The sequence below is a fragment of the Methanosarcina sp. Kolksee genome, from assembly GCF_000969945.1.
GTDB classification, from domain to species: domain Archaea; phylum Halobacteriota; class Methanosarcinia; order Methanosarcinales; family Methanosarcinaceae; genus Methanosarcina; species Methanosarcina vacuolata.
On sequence record NZ_CP009524.1, the window covers coordinates 698,614 to 719,267 of the forward strand.

Annotated in this window: 18 protein-coding genes, 1 pseudogene and 1 CRISPR repeat array (1 of these 20 running past the window's edge); of the genes and pseudogenes, 5 read left to right on the forward strand and 14 right to left on the reverse strand. The window is 37.7% G+C overall.

Translation table 11 applies throughout. The features are described from left to right. Positions 1-18: 18 nt before the first annotated feature. The gene (locus MSKOL_RS21530; protein ID WP_369799531.1) at positions 19-261 is read left to right on the forward strand and encodes a hypothetical protein; all 243 of its coding nucleotides are present in this window, start codon (positions 19-21) and stop codon (positions 259-261) included. On the opposite strand, the pseudogene MSKOL_RS19745 reads toward MSKOL_RS21530, so the two are convergent. After that, positions 159-461, reverse strand: a pseudogene (locus MSKOL_RS19745) (IS110 family transposase); the annotation flags it as partial. The gene MSKOL_RS21530 and the pseudogene MSKOL_RS19745 sit on opposite strands and share 103 nt — an antisense overlap. A gap of 1,104 nt (positions 462-1,565) precedes the next feature. Between MSKOL_RS19745 and MSKOL_RS03040 the strand changes: the two are divergent. From MSKOL_RS03040 to MSKOL_RS03050, 3 genes are all read left to right on the forward strand, one after another. Continuing rightward, complete coding sequence (locus tag MSKOL_RS03040) at positions 1,566-3,806, forward strand: DUF3160 domain-containing protein (RefSeq protein WP_048158118.1); 2,241 nt, start codon at positions 1,566-1,568, stop codon at positions 3,804-3,806. Between the two features lie 546 nt (positions 3,807-4,352). Beyond that, positions 4,353-6,680, forward strand: coding sequence for a DUF3160 domain-containing protein (locus tag MSKOL_RS03045; RefSeq protein WP_048153611.1), 2,328 nt, complete (start codon positions 4,353-4,355; stop codon positions 6,678-6,680). A 181-nt stretch (positions 6,681-6,861) separates the two neighbouring features. Then, positions 6,862-7,398, forward strand: coding sequence for a hypothetical protein (locus MSKOL_RS03050; protein WP_197078815.1), 537 nt, complete (start codon positions 6,862-6,864; stop codon positions 7,396-7,398). Between the two features lie 129 nt (positions 7,399-7,527). On the opposite strand, the gene MSKOL_RS03055 is transcribed toward MSKOL_RS03050, so the two are convergent. From MSKOL_RS03055 to MSKOL_RS03065, 3 genes are all read right to left on the reverse strand, one after another. Next, a complete protein-coding gene (locus MSKOL_RS03055; RefSeq protein WP_048153613.1) occupies positions 7,528-7,713 on the reverse strand; it encodes a hypothetical protein in 186 nt (61 codons plus the stop codon). Next, positions 7,710-7,913: a hypothetical protein gene (locus tag MSKOL_RS03060; protein WP_048117950.1), complete on the reverse strand. Its 204-nt coding sequence runs from the start codon at positions 7,911-7,913 to the stop codon at positions 7,710-7,712. The genes MSKOL_RS03055 and MSKOL_RS03060 overlap by 4 nt, the downstream gene beginning before the upstream one ends. 474 nt (positions 7,914-8,387) lie before the next feature. Continuing rightward, the gene (locus tag MSKOL_RS03065; protein ID WP_048123619.1) at positions 8,388-8,729 is read right to left on the reverse strand and encodes a hypothetical protein; all 342 of its coding nucleotides are present in this window, start codon (positions 8,727-8,729) and stop codon (positions 8,388-8,390) included. Positions 8,730-9,550: 821 nt separating this feature from the next. Between MSKOL_RS03065 and MSKOL_RS03070 the strand changes: the two genes are divergently transcribed. Beyond that, positions 9,551-9,949, forward strand: coding sequence for a cupin domain-containing protein (locus MSKOL_RS03070; protein WP_048153615.1), 399 nt, complete (start codon positions 9,551-9,553; stop codon positions 9,947-9,949). A gap of 226 nt (positions 9,950-10,175) precedes the next feature. Here MSKOL_RS03070 and MSKOL_RS03075 read toward each other — a convergent pair whose 3' ends face one another. The 10 genes from MSKOL_RS03075 to MSKOL_RS03120 form a co-directional block, all read right to left on the reverse strand. Then, positions 10,176-11,132: an Acg family FMN-binding oxidoreductase gene (locus MSKOL_RS03075; protein WP_048158119.1), complete on the reverse strand. Its 957-nt coding sequence runs from the start codon at positions 11,130-11,132 to the stop codon at positions 10,176-10,178. Between the two features lie 227 nt (positions 11,133-11,359). Further along, positions 11,360-12,211 (reverse strand): UbiA family prenyltransferase, encoded by an 852-nt coding sequence (locus tag MSKOL_RS03080; RefSeq protein WP_048153617.1) that lies wholly within the window; start codon positions 12,209-12,211, stop codon positions 11,360-11,362. 211 nt (positions 12,212-12,422) lie between these two features. Beyond that, positions 12,423-13,058, reverse strand: coding sequence for a class I SAM-dependent methyltransferase (locus MSKOL_RS03085; protein ID WP_048153619.1), 636 nt, complete (start codon positions 13,056-13,058; stop codon positions 12,423-12,425). A gap of 305 nt (positions 13,059-13,363) precedes the next feature. Beyond that, positions 13,364-14,179 carry a bifunctional 2-polyprenyl-6-hydroxyphenol methylase/3-demethylubiquinol 3-O-methyltransferase UbiG gene (locus tag MSKOL_RS03090; protein WP_048153622.1) on the reverse strand — a complete coding sequence of 272 codons (816 nt, stop codon included), beginning with the start codon at positions 14,177-14,179 and terminating at the stop codon, positions 13,364-13,366. A 660-nt stretch (positions 14,180-14,839) separates the two neighbouring features. Beyond that, positions 14,840-14,968, reverse strand: coding sequence for a class I SAM-dependent methyltransferase (locus tag MSKOL_RS20895; protein WP_231592396.1), 129 nt, complete (start codon positions 14,966-14,968; stop codon positions 14,840-14,842). Positions 14,969-15,316: 348 nt separating this feature from the next. Beyond that, positions 15,317-15,883 carry a GNAT family N-acetyltransferase gene (locus MSKOL_RS03100; protein ID WP_048153624.1) on the reverse strand — a complete coding sequence of 189 codons (567 nt, stop codon included), beginning with the start codon at positions 15,881-15,883 and terminating at the stop codon, positions 15,317-15,319. Between the two features lie 49 nt (positions 15,884-15,932). Continuing rightward, positions 15,933-16,226: a DUF1330 domain-containing protein gene (locus MSKOL_RS03105; RefSeq protein ID WP_048117969.1), complete on the reverse strand. Its 294-nt coding sequence runs from the start codon at positions 16,224-16,226 to the stop codon at positions 15,933-15,935. A 59-nt stretch (positions 16,227-16,285) separates the two neighbouring features. Further along, positions 16,286-16,672 carry a hypothetical protein gene (locus tag MSKOL_RS03110; RefSeq protein WP_231592398.1) on the reverse strand — a complete coding sequence of 129 codons (387 nt, stop codon included), beginning with the start codon at positions 16,670-16,672 and terminating at the stop codon, positions 16,286-16,288. A gap of 202 nt (positions 16,673-16,874) precedes the next feature. Continuing rightward, positions 16,875-17,285 carry a type II toxin-antitoxin system death-on-curing family toxin gene (locus MSKOL_RS03115; RefSeq protein ID WP_048153628.1) on the reverse strand — a complete coding sequence of 137 codons (411 nt, stop codon included), beginning with the start codon at positions 17,283-17,285 and terminating at the stop codon, positions 16,875-16,877. Between the two features lies 1 nt (position 17,286). Next, positions 17,287-17,538 carry a hypothetical protein gene (locus tag MSKOL_RS03120; RefSeq protein ID WP_048109045.1) on the reverse strand — a complete coding sequence of 84 codons (252 nt, stop codon included), beginning with the start codon at positions 17,536-17,538 and terminating at the stop codon, positions 17,287-17,289. 113 nt (positions 17,539-17,651) lie between these two features. After that, a CRISPR array of direct repeats spans positions 17,652-20,654; the repeat unit is 37 nt; unit sequence GTTTCAATCCTTGTTTTAGTGGATCTTGCTCTCGAAT; it runs 7,847 nt beyond the window's last position.

Below are 20,654 nucleotides of genomic sequence, written 5' to 3' on the forward strand. Positions count from 1 at the left end.
TTTCAAATAATATCTTACATGAAAAAAATAGATAAAAATGTAAAAAACAAAAACCTTTCTCCTTCTGCAGAAGGTACTAAGAATTTTAAAAAAATATCCCAACTTTTGAATGCCAAAAACTTCTCCCAAAAAACAGAGACACCTTTTGTTTTAATCGTTTTTGTCCGTTTTTTGTGGGTAAAAGCCTTCATGTCACGAGCATTTCCAACTATGACATCTAAATGGTTTATGACATTTAAATGGTTTATAAGTGAATCATAAATCGGAACCCAAAAATCGCTTGTTGATTCACATGCAACAACATCACATTTCTCGGTAAGACCCCACTTTTTAAGGTCTAATATGCCTTTTTCATTCCTCTCAAAACGCAGTTGTTTTTTCTCACCAAATATGCTGAGAATTGTAGCAATTAAAAATTGTTTATGGATGTCTAAACCACAAGCTTTGTTTATTACCCTAATTTGACAGAAGTATACATTTTATAATGTACAAATGGGCTTCAAGCTTCTGTTTTCTTCATACAATTCAAATTTATCTTTTGTGTTTATTAAATTGTGACATTCTTTATTTTACCACGATGTAATGTGTCAATGCAATGTGTTTTTTGTAAGAAAATACTGTATTAATTAATAGCATCTGTCAAATTCGGGTTATTATTCCTGCCAATTTACATTACCCCATATTTTGTATGGGCAGTGTGATTGTCTCGAAGGCAATTTGGCATCCGTGATCAAGGTCACATTTGAGCCTTCGATGGCAATTCACTGGTTAGTTTTTTGATGGTTTTCAAGAACCGAAATAGGTACAACCTTCCTGCCCAAGATAATGATGGAGTTGAGAAGTAAAAAAGGTAGGGTAGAGAGTACTTTCATTTCTTTGTGCATGTTATTCGAAGAATTTCATGTGCGTTTTTTTCGTTTTTAGTTTCAGTATCTATGAACATACGTACTTTCTGTGCAAGTTATCAAACAATTTGTATCCTCTTCAAATTCAATGGAGAATTTTCCAACTCAAAAAATGTACAACTATTTTATCATACAGTTATAAAGTTGAACGCATCGCTTGAGTTTGTTTCTTAAACTTAATTAAATTTTTAAATTATCAGCAAATACATGAAATTTACTTTTACCATCCAATTTGAAGAGGATACAACAATTTGCATGTTAGGTATTACTATTGAAAAACGCAATAATAACTTAAGCACGGATTGTTTAATGATCTGGTTAAAAACTTTACACTTTATATAACATGCCTTTGAAGATACTTAATGGAGTTCAAACAAACCTTCCAGAGTAGATTTGAACCCCATTGTGCCTAGAGGCACGGTTATGTTAGCTTTGCAATTATTTAAGGTTTGCATGATCCTGCTCCTGGAAAATAAATAGGAGTTAAATTTGGCTCAGAAGTTTATTGGAGTTCCTGTAGTTTTTAAAGAATAGAGTAAACTACAGGTTTAATGATTATTTAAATCTTTTATTTTTTAAGCCTACTTCCTAAAACTAAAATCAAAATGTAGGGGATTTTGCTTGAAAATAAGGGTATTGATAGTTATTTTTTTGCTAGGGATGACATTTATATCTGGATCCGGCTGTATTGACAGCAGTCGAGAACCAGTAAAAGAATCAAAACTGGATGAAGTAACAGGCAACCAGAACAGTTCATACAATGTTACAGTAGAAACTGTTCATAGGGAAAACCTCTCAGAAAAGACCAAGAATACTCTTGAAAAGCAAAGCTCCTTTTCCAAATATTACAATAAAGAAAATCTGCAGTTCGAGGCTACAGTTCCCACTTATTCTTTACCTCTACAGGATTCTGAAATTGCAAATTACTATCAGTTTACCCAAAAGATTCCCCTGACGGACGAAGACAGGGATTTACTATGCAAAAACGGTTTTATTGTAATCGAAAATGGAACTTCTGAAAACCCACTTACAGTAGGGCAGACTCTGGTAAATGAAACATACAAAGATCTGAAAGTGGCCGATATTCCTATTTTCATTACATCCGATTCTCTTCTTCACCTTTACCACATCCAGTTTGATGAGACGCTAAAAAGGGTAGAAACTGAGGAATTTTACGACGACCTGTGGAAACTTGACAAAGCTCTCCTTAAAGAATCCATAGAAGATTATGACAGCGCGTCAGGAGCAGAAAAAGAAGCTGCAAGAAGAAATGTTGCATACTTTGCCGTTGCTTTAAGCCTTCTTGAACCAAAATCTGAACAGACAACTGAAAATGCAAACGTTGCAGTGGAAACTACGCCCTTCAATTCTAGGGACGTAAATGACTACAGTGTAGAAGTTCCTTCTTTTGTAAAAGATGACGTTGAAGCCGAACTGAACCTGATAGAAGCTCACGAAGGATTTGCGTCTTCTCCGATCTTCAAGTATAGTGAAGATTACTCCCAGTACATGCCACGGGGACACTACACAAACTCAGAGAAACTGAAGAACTACTTTAAAGCCATGATGTGGCACGGTAGAATAAGTATGTTCCTTCAGTCAGACGCGATTGCTGCAGAAAGTTCTGAAAATGACGCGAAAATTCAGACCATACAGGCTCTTTTAATTTCGGACCATTTTGGCAGGGACAAAGACCTCCAAGCTAGATGGAACAGAATCTACAGTGTGACGGCGTTCTATGCCGGTTTTTCCGACGACCTCGGTCCCTATGAGTATGCAAAAGTTCTGGATACTGTTTTTGGGAATGATAGAAAAGGAGTAAGTTTCGACAACGAAAGTCTTACAGCACTGAAAACTGAACTTGAAAAATATGAAAGCCCAAAAATCTACGGTGGAACAGGGGGAATAATTCAGACAGGCTCTGAAACTGAAAATGAAACTCTTGAGACTACAAAAGGATTCAGATTCATGGGCCAGCGCTACACTCCAGATTCCTATGTCCTCCAGAAGCTCCATCCTCCTGCCCTGAACATTATGGATCTCCTCGGTTCCGAAAGGGCCGGAGAACACTTGAAAAGCTTGAATATTTCCGAAAATGAAGGATACGAGAAAGCTCACACTTCTCTTGAAAATGAATTTGGAGCGTTTGATGAAGAGGACTGGAATAAAAATCTTTACTGGGCTCAACTGTACGCTTTAAAGCCTCTTCTTGTAAGCTATCCTGAGGGTTATCCCACCTTCATGCAGACTGAAGCCTGGGAAGATAAACAGCTTAACACGGCCCTTTCTTCCTGGACCGAGCTCAGGCACGATACTATCCTCTATGCAAAGCAGGAGTACTTTCTAGGTCCTCCCCAGGTGACACCAGAAGAAAAACCTGTTCAGGGCTATGTGGAGCCAGTTCCCGAATTTTATGCCAGAATGCTTGCCCTTACAAAAATGGCACATACCGGGCTGTCTGAAATGGAAGTTCTTGATGAGCAGTCGGATAAAGACTTTACAACTCTAGAAAACACCCTTGAAAAGTTGCTGGAAATCTCGATTAAAGAGCTCGAAAATAAAGAGCTGACAGAAGAAGAGTATGAGTTCATCAGGAATTTCGATCAAAGCATATCTCCAATGCTTGAGAATGTAGATATAAAGTCCCAGAACTCCATTCTGGTTGCAGATGTCTATACTTCTCCTGCTGGAGTTCTGGAAGAAGGAACCGGTAAACTGAATCTGATAGTAGTAGCCTATAAACAGCCCGATGGCAGGATTGTGCTGGGAGCAGGCCCTGTAATGAGCTATTATGAGTTCTGGCAGCCCGCAGGACAGAGGTTGACAGATGAAGAATGGAGAGATATGGTAGCACATAATCCTCCAGAAAGGCCAGAATGGGTTAAGTCTTTTAAGGTGTAAAAGATGATATTCTGGATAGCTGATCTTTTTCATCTATTTTTTCTTTTTAATATCTGCGTTAATAATACAACCAAAAAGAAGAAGCTTCCCTCAAAAAAACGTAATAATAGATTAAACACGAATTGTTTAATGATCTGGTTAAAAACTTTACAATTTATATAACATATCTTTGAAGATACTTACTGGAGTTCAAACAAACCTTCCAGAGTAGATTTGAATCTCATTGTGCCTAGAAGCGCGGTTATATTAGTGTCATGGCAACTTAGTTATGATACGTTAATACATAGACAAAATTTCATCCTTAGTCCCGTTATTAATTATAATGATCCATAACTAAATTGTTTAGACATTAGCTTTGCAATTATTTACGGCTTGCATGATCCTGTCTCTTGAGAAGTGAACAAGAGTAAAATTTGAGATCAGAAGTTTATTGGAGTTTCTGTAGTTTTTAAAGAATAGAGTAAACTACAGGTTTAATGGTTATTTAAATCTTTTATTTTTTAAGTCTACTTCTTAAAACTAAAATCAAAATGTAGGGGATTTTGCTTGAAAATAAGGGTATTGATAGTTATTTTTTTGCTGGGGACGATATTTATATCTGGATCCGGCTGTATTGACAGCAGTCGAGAATCAGTAAAAGAATCAAAACTGGATGAAGCAACAAACAATCAGGACAGTTCATCCAATGCTACAGCAGAAACTGTTCATAGGGAAAACTTCTCAGAAAAGACCAAGAATACTCTTGAAAAGCAAAGCTCCTTTTCCAAATATTACAGTAAAGAAAATCTGCAGTTCGAGGCTGTAGTTCCCACCTATTCTCTACCTCTGCAGGCTTCCGAAATTACGAATTATAATAGTTTCATCCAAAAGATTCCCCTGACAAATGAAGACAGGGATTTACTATACAAAAACGGTTTTGTTGTAATCGAAAATGGAACTGCTGAAAATCCGCTTACATTAGGGCAGACTTTGGTAAATGAAACTTACAAAGATCTGAAAGTGGCTGATATTCCGATTTTCATCACATCTGATTCTCTTCTTCATCTTTATCACATCCAGTTTGATGAGACACTAAAAAGGGTAGAAGAAGAGGAGTTTTACGACGACCTGTGGAAACTTGACAGAGCTTTCCTTGAAGCCTCTGTAGAGGATTATAACAGCGCTTCAGGGGTAGAAAAAGAAGCTGCAAGAAGAAATGTTGCATACTTTGCCGTTGCTTTGAGCCTTCTCGAACCGAAACCTGAGCAGATACAGAAAGAAGAAGAATATGCTTATGGCGATGTGGATATGTCCCTTCTTCCTGAAGATACAGCAAAGCAGTATCAGTTCGAGATTCCGGAGTTTGTAAACGATGATGTCGAATCTGAATTAACTCTTATCGAATCTCACGAAGGCTTTGCGGTTTCTCCGATTTTCAAATATCAGGAAGATTATTCTCAGTATGTGCCCAGAGGACATTACATTAACTCGGAGGTCTCTCAGTATGGGCCCAAAGGGCACTACACTAATTCAGAAATACTGAAGAACTACTTCAAAGCCATGATGTGGCACGGTAGAATAAGTATGCTCCTTCAGTCTGACGCAATTGCTGCAGAAAACTCGGAAAATGAAGCGAAAATTCAGACCATACAAGCTCTTTTAATTTCTGATCACTTTGACAAAGATAAAAACCTCCAGACTATATGGAATAGAATTTATAGTGTGACGGCTTTCTATGTTGGTTTTTCCGACGACCTTGGACCCTATGAATATGCAAAAGCTATAAACACTGTTTTTGGGAATGATAGAACAGGAGTAAGCTTCGACAATGAAAGTCTCACAGCACTGAAAACTGAACTTGAAAAATATGAAAGCCCAAAAATCTACAGTGGAACAGGAGAAATAATTCAGACAGGTTCTGAAACTGAAAACGAAACTCTTGAGGCTACAAAAGGATTCAGGTTCATGGGTCAGCGTTACACTCCAGATTCCTATATCCTCCGGAAACTACATCCTCCTGCCTTGAACATTATGGATCTCCTCGGTTCCAAAAGATCCAGAGAGCACCTGAAAAACCAGGGTATTTCCGAAAACGAAGAATACAAAAAAGCTCACGCATCTCTGGAAAATGAATTTGGAGCTTTTGATGAAGAGGACTGGAATAAAAATCTTTACTGGGCTCAATTATATGCTTTAAAGCCTCTTCTTGTAAGCTATCCCGAGGGCTACCCTACATTTATGCAGACTGAAGCCTGGGAAGATAAACAGCTTAACACAGCCCTTGCTTCCTGGACCGAACTCAGGCACGATACTATTCTCTATTCAAAGCAGATGTACTTTACAGGTGCACCCTATAACCCAGAAGAAAAACCTGTTCAGGGCTATGTGGAGCCAGTTCCCGAATTTTATGCCAGAATGCTTGCCCTTACAAAAATGGCACATAATGGGCTGGCTGAAATGGAAGTACTTGATGAAAAATCAGACAAAGACTTTACAACTCTAGAAAACACCCTTGAAAAGTTGCTGGAAATCTCGATTAAAGAGCTCGAAAATAAAGAGCTGACAGATAAAGAGTATAAGTTCATCAGAAATTTCGATCAAAACATATCTCCAATGCTTGAGAATGTGGATATAAAATCTCAGGGATCCATTCTGGTTGCAGATGTCTATACTTCTCCTGCTGGAGTTCTGGAAGAAGGAACCGGTAAACTGAATCTGATAGTAGTGGCCTATAAACAGCCCGATGGCAGGATTGTGCTTGGAGCAGGACCTGTAATGAGCTATTATGAGTTTTGGCAGCCCTCAGGACAGAGGTTGACAGATGAAGAATGGAGAGATATGCTAGAAAATAATCCTCCCGAAAGGCCGAAGTGGGCAAAGTCTTTTAAGATGTAAAATATGCTGCGTGTAAAAGATGTTACGTGTAAAAGATGCCATTCTGGATAGCTTATCTTTTCCGTTTTTTGTTTTAAGGGCGCACCTGCGTAGTTCAGAAAAAATCGGTAATGTGCCAGATTTCTAAAACTCGAAAAGTAAGGTACAGAATGTTAAAGGCAAATGTCAAAGAGGAATAATCTTGGATGGAAATAAATGGTTTTCGCTGATAATTATCGGTTTATTCTCGGCAATTTTTCTTTTATCCCTCTATGAATCCGGCGATTTGTCCCTGGGTATGAATGATACTGGCAACAGTGGAGAAATGGACAGATTAGACCCCGCAGTAACAATGCAGAGAATATATGAAAATGATAGCGATTTTCAAAACTTAACAAAAGGAAACTATTCAGGCACAGGTTCCATCTTCAATGAAACAGGGGAATCTGTAGCATATATCCAGATTAACGGCTGGTATATTCACGAAGTAACTGTTGAGCTGCAAAACGGTACATTAAAAAACCTTGGACCGGATGTTTCCGAGGAAAAGCTCTGTAAAGAAGCTGATTTCCTAAACGGGACCGTAATATCCACTTATTCACAAATGACCGGTGGAGAATTTTATATGATAACTATTGACACGCCAAATGAGACCGTGAAATCGATTGAAAAGGTGGATGAATTGCCTGAATGGACTACAGAAACTACAATTACAGAAGTTTCGGAAGATGAACCTTAAGGTGTATTCTGAATCGTGGTTTTCAGGAAAAAACATCTATAAAGTCTCAAGGTACTTTTTTCTCCTTGAAAATACTGACAGCAATTAAACATAAATTGTTGTATCCTCTTCAAATTGAGTGGAAATCTCTCACCTTCCACTCAACGAGCTTTTTTCTCTGATTAGTTGAGATAAAGATGGAATCTCGAATATGTTGTCGACTCTATCACATATGTACCGATATGCGTTTACACCCAGTTTCTTTGCTGTCTGAACAATCGTCATAAATGTGTCATTTGCTTTTGTTTCTTCCTCTGTTATGGTTTGAAGGCTCACATCCCATTTTCTTCTCTTTGATCTCTCGCCGCCAGTTTCCCTGAATTGTTATGCAGCGGAACTTCTATACTTTGATGATATGCTGCAATTGCACAGATTTCAGGAACCTTCTTCCTAGTAGTTTTATATCCACTAAGTGAGAAAACACAATCCAGTTTTCGACGCATTTCGTCGTCACTGAATATTTTGTTTTTAAACATACATGAAATTCTTCGAATTACAGGCACAAAGAAATGAAAGTGCTTTTCACCTCACCCTTTTTTGACTATCGATTTCGTCATTACCTTAGTAGTAAGGTTGTCCTAACTATGGTTTTTCAAACCATTGCTAAACTAATCAGTAAATTGACATAGAAGGCTTAAATTTGAATAAGGAACCGAAAATTAAAAAGAGCATCGGAATCCAGTTTTGTTCCGTACTTTCATGCTAATAAGTGTTTCTCAATGACTTTTCCAGTTTTGTTGGGTAGTATATAGAGAAAACTGTAATTTTGAGCAGGGAAAAAGTGAAAAATCACTAGATTATGGAACTGAGTCTACTCAGCTCAATAAAAATAAAGGTTTAAGGCTCAAGAATAAAGAAGTAGAGATTTTAAGTTCAATAAAATAAAAATAGAACCTTTAATTTCCTCAAAGATATAGAGCTCTTAAACTTAATTATAGTCATAAGGTTTTTTATGTGTTTTCCAGGGGAAATGATTCGGTTATGAATTCTTTAAATATTTTTTTAGATTTTTCAAATCCGGTATACACTCCATCCAGGCGCTGCTCCGAGATATTCGGCTTTTTTGACAGGGTGATGCCGTCTAAGAGCTGGTTAAAGTTATTCTCCAGGCCTCTTATCTTTTCAGCCGGATTGTCGTCCAGGTCAGAAAGAGAAAGTTTTTCCAGATTATCCTCGAAAGTGTATTTAGCTATATCCAGGCCTTTATTAACTCCTTCTTTAAAGTCTGAATAAGCCTGATAGTCTTTATTCCTTTCAATGCAGACATTAAATTTCCTGATGAGATCCTTCATTTTTTGAGTATCCAAAATCTTCGCTTCTTTTTTTTAAGTGACTTTGATTTGTGAAATCTTTTTTAGATTGGATATGTAAGAGTTTCAAATTTGTAGAAACGCTAAATTATGAATTTAAACTATGATTTATGAATTCTAATAATATTCATCATTTATAATATTAATTATTCCATAATAATTGCATAAAGCGCTTTCATGCTTTATATAATAAATATATACAGTGTTAATATAATATTTAAGATATAATATACAAAAATAGCATTTACAAGTATATTAATCTTTTGATATAATTTATCAGACGGTAAATTGTTAAATTGGGCTAAATAATGGAAATATTTCATTGAGTTTTTAGATATTCCTTTTATTGTTCACAGAATTTCAAGCATCAGAAACCAGCTTATGACAAACCTGACCAATCCGTAGATATAATTTTTAAAATTTTGCAAAGTTAATTATGAGACACGCAAAAGAAGACATTCCACATAGGAAAAACACTATTAATGCGGTTCTTGCCTGAGATTTAGTTTTAAATTTTAACTCGAAAGGCCCATCAATACTTATATCTTTTTTTAATATTATCGTTTGTTTTTTGATATTATCGTTTGTTTTCTTGGTACACCAGCAAAAGGAGATGTGCTTTTGTTAAACTCTGAACTCTATTACTTTTTTAATATCGATTTTAAGGAATTTTATTCAGGAACATAAATAAGAAATTTAGGTTAAAGTTATGCAAATGATATTTTTAATCTCTTACAAGGTATATATTTAGTAAACCTTGCTCTCAAATACTCTTATATACAAATAACTATAAATGAAAATATATGAAAGGATTTTCTATAAATATCGAAGAAGCCACTCTGGAAAACAGTAATTTCCGCAAGGTACTCTATACCTCAAAACACAGCCAGCTGGTACTTATGAGCCTCAAGCCCGGGGAAGAAATCGGGATGGAAGTGCATGAGGAAAACGACCAGTTTTTCCGTTTTGAGCAGGGGAAGGGGAAGTGCATAATTGACGGTAACGAATACGAACTAAGTGACGGCGTTGCAGTAGTTGTGCCGGCCGGTGCTCAGCACAATGTCATCAATACTTCGGAAACAGAGGAGCTGAAACTCTATACAATCTATTCACCGGCGCACCACAAGGACGGAATCGTGCGTGCGACAAAAGAAGAAGCCGAAGCCAATGAAGCGGAATTCGCTGGAGTAACTACGGAATAACAGTTTATTCTGCAGTGGCCATTGATAATCGAATCTAAAATACTTTGTTTTTTATAAAAATTGTATTTTTTTCTCTTTTTTGTTAATCTCTTTTTTGAACATTCACTTACTTTATGTGAGGTTTAATGCTGGTTAACGTGTGGCTCAACTCTAACGACACATCTTGAAAATGAAATGTCGATCTGCCGAAAGTCGGCTCGAACATTACCTATTAACCGGGCGATATTCAGATTATAACCTCGGACACAGGTCTTCTCAGAGATCTGGGAAGAGACTCTGCATATCCCAGGCGTAGTAAAAGCTGGGGGTGCATGTTGCCTGCGGACAATAGCTTTTGTAACGTCTTTTTGAGTTCCGGCACTTCACACGGCTGATTTATGTGGGCGTTTTTGATACCAAGAGCTGTGGCACATAATGCCAGCCTTTCAAAACTTCGCCCTGTATTGATCCAGGAGTTGATATCATCGTTTTCCGACAGTAAGACCATCAACACAGACGAGCTTCTGATGTGTTTTTCATCCTTTTTCGATTGGCCCTTAGCATTCAAAAAGAATTTCATGAATAGTTTCCCTATGAAGCGAGGCGATGACGGGTTTCCCATGGCCTTTGAGCTAAGACCATCACGATATCGGTTTGCTTCGGCCTCGTTGAATCTTATCCATGAAATCAGTTCCTGCATAAAATCCCGGTCATTCATCTGTATGCTGTTGCCTTCCTTAACAAGCTCTATTATCCCTTCTATTTTTTCCGGTTCAGTCACAAAAAGCACCGACACTCCCTGCTCTAATGGCAGTGATGCAAGCCTTTCCATATCAGCTCCAGGAATAGGTCTTCCATCATATTGTCTTCGAGTACTCTGCTTTATAGGGATAGCATTGAAAAGCCAGTCATTATTGGCTTTACCTTCTGCAAGCTCTAGATTTACAGAAATAGCCCCGTCCTCAAAAGAGTATCCCACCAGTGCTCTGTACCCTTCATGCTCGGCAGCTATTACCAGATTCTCCAGTGCACATCCGAGGCTTATATATAGCTCCCTTTCCAGGGGGTCAACAACCGGGAGTCTCCTTGAGATATCTGGATAAATAAAAATTGTATTCTCTTTTATCCTGAACTTCCAGGGCTGTGTATTGTGCCCCGAAGGAGCCATAACTGCATGATGTAGAAGTGCTGTCATATCTGGCATCGGTTCACCTGCAATGGTGTATAAGATATTTATAAAGAGGGGTTTAACTATTTTTATATTTCTTCCAGCAATGATGAAAAGGAAAGATAAACGGAAAAGAAAAATGGGAAAAACCACCAGATGCCTAATTTACGGCTGGGGCAAAATCCCCTATTTGTAGGCGAATTTTTGTAATTATCCGGTGAGTGCGGCGTTAAGAGGCTTGGAATCAAACTGCTGCAATACTTTCATCTGACCATTCGAATGATTATGAAAATTATGAATGCTACTAATCCAGTCAGGTATATCCAGCGAATGTAAATTCGCCGGTTTGCGGTTCTTGAGTCTAACAATTTACCTGTTGAGTACAGAATTACTATATCTATTAGTAAAATGGGAAACAGATAAATCCGCTCTAGCCAGCCCAGAAAAAACGGCAAACTGCTTGCAAAAACCACCAGTAAGAAAACCGCTCCGCTTATTTTCAATGCTTTTTCGCGGCCAAGTTCCAGGGCTAAGGAATGAGATCCTGCCTGACTATCGCCTTCAATATCCATAGCGTCTGCCGCGATCTCTTCTCCTAAATCTACAAGCATTACTATAACCGCAAAAAACCAGACTATTATTTCAAATGGTTTGTTTACTGCTATACCACCAAAAATAAAAGTCATGCCTACTGAAAAGCTGACCATCAGATTTCCAATAAGACCCGCTTTTTTGAACCGCCAGTTGTAAAGCAAACCAACTGCCCAGACCAGAATGGCTACTAATAAGGCCTCTAAGCTAATCAGGTAGCTTGTGATAAGTCCAAGTATTGCCACAACAATGGAGAGTAAAACGACTTCTTGCTCAGTAACAAGGCCTGCTGGAAGTGGTCTTTCTGGCGCATTTATTCTGTCAATTTCAAGATCAAAATAGTCATTAAGGATGAGAGCCGTAGCCGAAATGAAAAAAATGCTTAGAAACCCCAATACAATTTCAGTTGTGGTAGGAAGTGCACCTAATGCCAGTAACTCCCCCAGTATCACGCACACTCCAGCAGTAAATGGTAGTTCAAAACGGAATAAGCGGAATAGCCCCAGAATTTTTGGCCTAAGCATAAAGGTATTATAAGTAGTGTAATGTTTTAATTTTTTTGAGTGGATTTTTAATTTTTTTTGTTTACATGTACAAGATAATGTGAAGGCATTTGAAGAAAGGCTATTCACAAAAATCAAAAAATTTTTAATAATTAAGTGTTAAAGAATATGGGCCTTCTAATTATAGGCTCCTCTAATTATAGGCTCTATCCACCCGGTGCACTACAAGGCATTAGCTACTTTTTTCTCCTATACAGCACATCCAGTTTTTATTTTCTACCAGATGTATTTGTATATTTACGTATCCGGCCTTTTTTAATAACTCCTCCAGTTCTTGAGGTGTATGTAGTTTAAGATTGCCAGCCTTTACATACGGGTCATTTCTGTCCTTAAAGCTCTGGCTGGCATACATTTCGTTAATTATCATAATCCTGCCAGAAGGTTTTAAAACCCTTTTAATTTCAGATAAGTTTTGAAGAAGGTTCGGCCAGAAATAAACAGTTTCAACCGCCAGTGCCCAATCAAATTTGTTATCCTCAAAAGGAATTTTTTCTACACTTGCGTTATGTATCTCAACCTTACCGCTGTCTATTAATCCTTTGTTAAATTCGATAGACCAGTTTACACAGTCATTAGAATAATCAATTCCAAAAACTTTTCCTTCAGGTGCAAGTAAGGCCAACCTGTTTACTGTTCTACCCCCGCCGCACCCAATATCTAAAATTATACTATCCTGCTTAATATCTATTTTCCCCAAACCCCAGCTTGTCAGCTCATAATGGTTGATATTCATTTCATCCGCAACCAATTTACCTGCCTCTCCGGCAGGCTTTCTGCATTGATTCATCTTTCTAGAAAGTTCGCTCATAACTAACTCCTTATAAGTCCAAATAGATAAATTTTATACTAATCTCTATTAATTCAAAAAATCTGTGTATTGTTTCAATTTGATTTAGTGGATCTTGATTGCGAATTTTTGGCTGTTAAATGTAAACGGTCTTGATAGTCAATGGTTTTAATCCTTGTTTTAGTGTATCTTGCTTTCGAATGATTAAGTGCCGGCTGCTGGCAAAAAATCAACCAGCTTTCAATCCTTGTTTTAGTGTATCTTGCTTTCGAATAGCCCTTTCACTGCTTTTTTAAGCTCAGATCCAGCTTTTGATATAATATCTTTCAGGACTCAATTCTCCTTCCAATATAGAGCATGTGCTCACAACTGCCCCATGTCATCGGGTTTGTGGATAGTTTCATGGAAAGCTCGATAAATGCATTAAAGCAATCTTCCGGCAGGCTATTTATTGTTCTCTCGTTCGACGACAACATTCCTTCTATTGCAGTAATAACTAATTTCTCAAGTGGATACTTTTTCATAATATCTTCTATATTTGCTGGATTTTCAAACCACGCATCTGTGAATCCGGGATTTTCCTCAGAAACAATATTGGTCCCATCCTTCAGGTAATCTAATAATCTGTCTTTTGTATCCAGAATCATATGTGGGTTTCCTCTTATCATGTCAATTATAGGTGCAAATGCGGAAATGAATGATACAAAAAGGATACCTCCAGGTTTCAGAACATTTACGCACTTATCGATTACGATATGTCTTTGAACCTCATCAGTAAGGTGATAAAAAGGCCCCATACAAAGAACGGCATCAAACTGACCTTTTATGTGGTGATCAAGTTCAAGCGCATTACAGTGGATAAAACTCTCTAACTGTATGCCTTGCTCTTCAGCTTTTGTCTTTGCAAGTAAAATGTTCTTTGAAGAAAGGTCCAGAAGTGTAACATTATGCCCCTGTGAAGCCAGATATATAGAATATCTTCCGGGTCCTCCCCCTACATCGAGTATTCTTGATTCTTCGGGTATGTAAATATCCAGATATCTGCGTGTTATTTCATATTCGATCCGGTGTCTCTCTAGCCTCTGCCATTCATATTCCACATTATCATCATAAAATGCTTCCACTGTCCTGTATATCTCCATCCTTAAAACCTTCCTTTTAAATTTTAAAGAGACTAATCCCTCATCTCAGGCTGTGTCTCCTATCCTGAAACAAAAAACCCTGAGGAATCAGATATGTGACTCCACAAGGTAACATAACAGACCTCAGTTCTCCTTGTAGCAATTATCAATGTTGTTATCATATCCGGCCTTCACTCAATCATCTTCTATGCCGGCTTTCAACATCCCTTGATCACATACCCAACCTTTGTATACAAGTACTATGACCAATTTTTATATTGAATCAAATAAATGAGAAAAAACGTTTTACTTAGTCTTATTTCAGCTACAAAATGATAATCTTTTTTGTTAAAGATATGGCCTATTTTCAACAAGAAAACAAAATCTGTATAGCAGTTTCAATCCTTATTTTAGTGTATCTTGCTCTCGAATGGTTATTAGGAGGAAGAAATGAACAGATATTATCTTGATTTCAATTCTTATTTTAGTGGAAACTACCTATGGCTCAGGAAAAATTTCTTCGAAAAGGAGGAAATGCAAAGTTTCAATCCTTATTTTAGTGGAAGCTACCTCTTGACAGGTTCGTTTTTCCTTATTTTCAGCAAATTCTCAGTAACTTCAACTCTGAAAAACAGTATTATGCGGCTATATTAAGCGGATATTTTTTGCAAAGGAAACGTGTCAGGTGTCAAAATCAAGTCCTGTTATTTTAATGTTGGGAAGATATTGCTTTAACTTATGACAGAACACACCTCCGGCACATCCGACCTCAAGAATATTCTGGCCATCCTGTGCTCCGATTGCGTTCATTCAAAGATACTTATTTCTGTCAGTAAAACGCATTTCCCGGCTGCGATAAGGCTCCAGGGTTGTCTGCACACACCGCGACCATGTATTGTTCAAAACTGTTCACCCTGCATTTATTTTCTTCTCGTAACCAAAAAGATAAAACCCTGTATCGTCCAGTTTAGATTCCCCAATTTTTGTAAAGCTTAACTTCTCATAAAAATTATATTTCTATACTATCACAATTTTCAGGGCCATGTCCGTATAGCTTTATTTCATCCATCCATGCATCTGCTTTTGTTTCGTTGCTTCCGGGATAAGTCATTGTATTACGAATCATGTGAAAACAGCCGATGGTTTCATGTTTTGTTTCTAATTTCCGGCAGAGAGAAATTCATTTTTCAGCAGGCTATACACCTCAATATCGGTGAAGCGGTTCCCGGTTAGCAGTTCTCCGTCCCGTTCGATGCCTTCAAAACGGAATCCGAGGCGTTGAGGTACGCTTTTGCTGGGAAAGTTCCCCACCGCACATCTAATTTGAACCCGGTTGATGTTCATTTCTTCAAAGGCAAAACGCATCACGGCTGTAACCGAACTGGTGATGATACCTTTTTTTTGACACGGTTCCGAAAGCCAGTACCCGATTTCCGCTTTACGGTTCAGTTTATCGGTATTCTTGAAGCCGATCAACCCGGCAAAATCCCCCTTATACCGGATTACAAATACAAAATCCCCTTTTTCGGCAGGGACAGCAAGTACCGAACGGATATAATCCTCCGAATCCGATACATCTATGGTAAACGCAACAAACGGCAGCCATTTACCCAGGTAATCCCGCTGCCTGTCGATGGTAGTGAACATCTCGTTGGCATCCGAAAGTTCCAGTTGTTTAAGCCGTATATCTTCCGTTATGATGATGGTTTTTACAAGTTCTGTCATGATTCTTTTTTAGTATGTTGATCCGTAAGAAAAATGTTTTCCTGACAGGTTAATCGTTGTCTATGAAAAAGGCACTGGATACTGTGCTGTCTTCTCGCAGATGCTTGACAGCCCTGTATTCGGGAGAATTAAAACAATTTTCAGCCTGTGCAAGAGAGTCAAAGCCGATGACGATAGAACGTTCCGGCTTAATGGTGCCACAAAAAGCGGTGATTTTGTTACTGCGTGCTATATATTCGCCTCCGTGCTGCTCCACAATGTCCTTAACCGCTGCAATATATTCGGCATAGCGGACAGGGTCGTGCACAGATTCGATCAGAATAACCATTACTGTTTTTTTCATCGTCTCCTCCTTTTGTTAAAGCAGTAAAAGTTTCACTCCTTTTTTAGTGGATCTTACTCTCAAATCCACATGAGCTTCCTATATTCAAGATAGAAAGTATATAGTAATGGTGCTGCCGCAAACAAACCAAGTAATCTAATCAGGTCCCATGCAACCAAAATGTCCTCGATTTCCGGTACCAAATCCATTGCACCCATCAAAAGAAGTATGATTCCAGTCATCAACCAGAAGGTAGAGAGGATTCCGGCGTAGGCAATTCCAGGAACATAGTCACAATTTGAATTCAAGACTGACAGTGTCACAAACACCATCGCGATTGAAGCGAGTAACAGGATAGCTGGCAGCGCGTTTCCCAGAAAATGAAACGGAAGGATGACTGATAGTATTGCGCAGATGAGGTATTTTAGAGAGAAAGAGGTAGGTCTCAGCTTGTCCATTTCAGTCACTTGATTTAGTGGATTTTGTTTTCAAGTAAGAAAATTACACAGTACAGGATATATACTTTTCGAGTTTCAATCCTTTTTTTAGCGGATCTTGCTCGCGAATCACAGGCTTGAGTTCGACCACAATGTACCAAATCTCGGTTTCAATCCTTGTTTTCGTGGCTCTTGATCACGAATATTATTTTCATGCATGAAATGATACTGGTCAATTAAATAGATGATCTTTTGGATTATTTTTGATGGTATGATTAATAATCCATTCTTCAATTTCAGCTGGCTTCATCTCATTTTCAGCCGCTGCAATCTTGACTATAAATTCTATCGTTTCTTGTGGAGTAGATGTAAGTGTATACCCACTATTCTCAAGAACAAAATTCATTGCTTCGTATCCCGTTCTTTTATTTCCGTTAAAAAACGGATGTCTTGAGATAATGGCATAAACTACAATTGCAGCATTTTGAAAAACGGTATTAGATTCCTTTATCATATATTCAAACATTAACTCTAATGTAGCAAGAGATCTAATTGCAGGTGTATAATCGTCAGGATTCTCTTCTTTGTCATAGTCAATCACTCGTTGATGAATTTTTAAGACATCAATTAAGCTAATCAACATATCACTTTCTTCCGAGTGCGTCTAAGATCTCTTTGTCTTCTATGAGTTTCCTATCCAACCATGCATCGAAATCTTTGACATGTGATTCTCTTCGTTCAGTGTTCTCTTCTTTTGGGAACATTGGTTTATACTCTGCAGTTTCTTTAACTTTAACAATGAGCCGTTTGATAATGGAATTATAAGACTCGTTTTCTGTGATCTTAAATTCTTTAAGTGATTCCTTTACATCTGGGTCAATGGCTATGGTAGACATATATTATAATATGTTATAACAGCATATTAACATATCTAACTTAACATAGGATCGACTCTAATAGAATTTACTAAAAATAGTTTGCTAGTATTCTTTGTAAGTATGGTTCATTTGTTTCAATCCTTGTTTTAGTGGATCTTGCTCTCGAATTCTCATACCCTCTTGCAACAGCACAGGCTATCTTATCTTGTTTCAATCCTTGTTTTAGTGGATCTTGCTCTCGAATTTTTGTGCACAACCTCAAAAGACTCTGATAGGTCGTGGTTTCAATCCTTGTTTTAGTGGATCTTGCTCTCGAATTCTGGAATATGTTTTGATCAGTCTCAGTTCCAGAGTTTCAATCCTTGTTTTAGTGGATCTTGCTCACGAATAGAAACAGCAGGAGCACTAGGAATAATAACTATAAGTTTCAATCCTTGTTTTAGTGGATCTTGCTCACGAATTCATTACTGTGTTAATCCATGCAAATATATATATTAGTTTCAATCCTTGTTTTAGTGGATCTTGCTCACGAATAATATCGAAGTGCCTGCAGTCCCGCTTGATCTTGAAGTTTCAATCCTTGTTTTAGTGGATCTTGCTCTCGAATGGTTTGAAAGGTATGTTATCTTGTGTTCCAAATTTTTGAGTTTCAATCCTTGTTTTAGTGGATCTTGCTCTCGAATGATTATTATGAATAATAAAATGACAAATTATTTAAGTTTCAATCCTTGTTTTAGTGGATCTTGCTCTCGAATCCTATGGTTTGGCAAATGTTCCAAAATCAAATTGGGAGTTTCAATCCTTGTTTTAGTGGATCTTGCTCTCGAATACAATTGTCTACATCGGAGTTACAAGAAATAGCATAGTTTCAATCCTTGTTTTAGTGGATCTTGCTCTCGAATAAAAACGTTGGAGTATATTGAAAAACACTGGATGTTAGTTTCAATCCTTGTTTTAGTGGATCTTGCTCTCGAATCCCTCAAATGACATTGAGTTAGCGACTTCATCTTGTTTCAATCCTTGTTTTAGTGGATCTTGCTCTCGAATCAACCAGATTTTTTGATGTAATCAATCATACAAAAGTTTCAATCCTTGTTTTAGTGGATCTTGCTCTCGAATACATTTAGGAGGTGTTCAATCTAACACTGATATGAGTTTCAATCCTTGTTTTAGTGGATCTTGCTCTCGAATTTTTTGCTGAGGAGCATGAAAGAATTATGAGGGAGCTTAATTGTTTCAATCCTTGTTTTAGTGGATCTTGCTCTCGAATCGTTTTATAACGATAAATGGAAAGCCTGCGAAGGAAGGTTTCAATCCTTGTTTTAGTGGATCTTGCTCTCGAATAGTATTGTAGCAAGGAGGCAACTAGAATGATAAATGTGTTTCAATCCTTGTTTTAGTGGATCTTGCTCTCGAATATTATCAAGCTAAGTGTATCGATAAGTTACCATCGTTTCAATCCTTGTTTTAGTGGATCTTGCTCTCGAATGATAATTGTCAGTCTGAGGACCCCAGACAGCGAGAACGTTTCAATCCTTGTTTTAGTGGATCTTGCTCTCGAATCTCATACTACAATACTACTATACGCACTTATCATAGTTTCAATCCTTGTTTTAGTGGATCTTGCTCTCGAATTTGGTCAAATTGGTAATAATTGCAAGGAGGAAGTTTCAATCCTTGTTTTAGTGGATCTTGCTCTCGAATCTATCAGGAGATGTAGACATGAAAAAGAATCAATGTTTCAATCCTTGTTTTAGTGGATCTTGCTCTCGAATAAAAAAGAACAAATAGGGGTTTAAATCTCATATTATGTTTCAATCCTTGTTTTAGTGGATCTTGCTCTCGAATTTACCCCCGGTCAAAAGGTCTCACAGAGCACTAGGCTGTTTCAATCCTTGTTTTAGTGGATCTTGCTCTCGAATTAGGTATCATTATTCATCGGCGTTTTATAATTTAATTGAGTTTCAATCCTTGTTTTAGTGGATCTTGCTCTCGAATCGTAGATAATTGCACTGAGTGACCATCGATCAACAAGTTTCAATCCTTGTTTTAGTGGATCTTGCTCTCGAATAAATATATATGGGAGTCCAGATTCATCAGGTGATTTGTTTCAATCCTTGTTTTAGTGGATCTTGCTCTCGAATCCTCGGGGGAATCTTCTATAATTTCCCAATCCTCAGTGTTTCAATCCTTGTTTTAGTGGATCTTGCTCTCGAATCATCATACGATCCGTCTGGATCGTGGGACTATACTGGATACACATTTTGTTTCAATCCTTGTTTTAGTGGATCTTGCTCTCGAATGGACTTAGTAGAAGTTGAATTCCTGACTCTTGACTGTTTCAATCCTTGTTTTAGTGGATCTTGCTCTCGAATATCAAAGATTGGAGCCTCCGGAGCAATAGAACATAGTTTCAATCCTTGTTTTAGTGGATCTTGCTCTCGAATACGATGAGGTAATCTATGATACCACAGAACCACATCGTTTCAATCCTTGTTTTAGTGGATCTTGCTCTCGAATTGACTTTTAGTATCATACACTCTCCCTATTTAATCTAGTTTCAATCCTTGTTTTAGTGGATCTTGCTCTCGAATGTGAAGGACTAATTTTTTTAGTTTGAACGTTATCAGTGTTTCAATCCTTGTTTTAGTGGATCTTGCTCTCGAATAGTTTTGATGTTGGCTAACCCCGTTCTGGGAGCTGGTTTCAATCCTTGTTTTAGTGGATCTTGCTCTCGAATAAATTGAGTTTATAGTTGATCATATAGGATCGATTGAGTTTCAATCCTTGTTTTAGTGGATCTTGCTCTCGAATATCAGTAGGTGCAACATATGAGAAAGAGATAGAGAGTTTCAATCCTTGTTTTAGTGGATCTTGCTCTCGAATTTAGTTTTTCCGAGTGGGATAAGCACGAAAAAACTGTGTTTCAATCCTTGTTTTAGTGGATCTTGCTCTCGAATTCCCTCTCGAAACCGATTCCAGCCTCAATTCAGCCGGGGTTTCAATCCTTGTTTTAGTGGATCTTGCTCTCGAATAAGAGGAAGAGATGGGGGAGATCACACGGTATATTGTTTCAATCCTTGTTTTAGTGGATCTTGCTCTCGAATTCATATTCATCAGGGTTAGCAGCACAA

What these genes read in the sequence shown, in the direction of transcription:
- MSKOL_RS21530 (WP_369799531.1), top strand. Translation starts at nt 19, where the DNA reads ATGAAAAAAATAGATAAAAATGTAAAAAACAAAAACCTTTCTCCTTCT.
- MSKOL_RS03040 (WP_048158118.1), top strand. Translation starts at nt 1,566, where the DNA reads ATGACATTTATATCTGGATCCGGCTGTATTGACAGCAGTCGAGAACCA.
- MSKOL_RS03060 (WP_048117950.1), bottom strand. Translation starts at nt 7,913, where the DNA reads ATGTTTAAAAACAAAATATTCAGTGACGACGAAATGCGTCGAAAACTG.
- MSKOL_RS03065 (WP_048123619.1), bottom strand. Translation starts at nt 8,729, where the DNA reads ATGAAGGATCTCATCAGGAAATTTAATGTCTGCATTGAAAGGAATAAA.
- MSKOL_RS03070 (WP_048153615.1), top strand. Translation starts at nt 9,551, where the DNA reads ATGAAAGGATTTTCTATAAATATCGAAGAAGCCACTCTGGAAAACAGT.
- MSKOL_RS03075 (WP_048158119.1), bottom strand. Translation starts at nt 11,132, where the DNA reads ATGCCAGATATGACAGCACTTCTACATCATGCAGTTATGGCTCCTTCG.
- MSKOL_RS03080 (WP_048153617.1), bottom strand. Translation starts at nt 12,211, where the DNA reads ATGCTTAGGCCAAAAATTCTGGGGCTATTCCGCTTATTCCGTTTTGAA.
- MSKOL_RS03085 (WP_048153619.1), bottom strand. Translation starts at nt 13,058, where the DNA reads ATGAGCGAACTTTCTAGAAAGATGAATCAATGCAGAAAGCCTGCCGGA.
- MSKOL_RS03090 (WP_048153622.1), bottom strand. Translation starts at nt 14,179, where the DNA reads ATGGAGATATACAGGACAGTGGAAGCATTTTATGATGATAATGTGGAA.
- MSKOL_RS20895 (WP_231592396.1), bottom strand. Translation starts at nt 14,968, where the DNA reads ATGAACGCAATCGGAGCACAGGATGGCCAGAATATTCTTGAGGTCGGA.
- MSKOL_RS03100 (WP_048153624.1), bottom strand. Translation starts at nt 15,883, where the DNA reads ATGACAGAACTTGTAAAAACCATCATCATAACGGAAGATATACGGCTT.
- MSKOL_RS03105 (WP_048117969.1), bottom strand. Translation starts at nt 16,226, where the DNA reads ATGAAAAAAACAGTAATGGTTATTCTGATCGAATCTGTGCACGACCCT.
- MSKOL_RS03115 (WP_048153628.1), bottom strand. Translation starts at nt 17,285, where the DNA reads ATGTTGATTAGCTTAATTGATGTCTTAAAAATTCATCAACGAGTGATT.
- MSKOL_RS03120 (WP_048109045.1), bottom strand. Translation starts at nt 17,538, where the DNA reads ATGTCTACCATAGCCATTGACCCAGATGTAAAGGAATCACTTAAAGAA.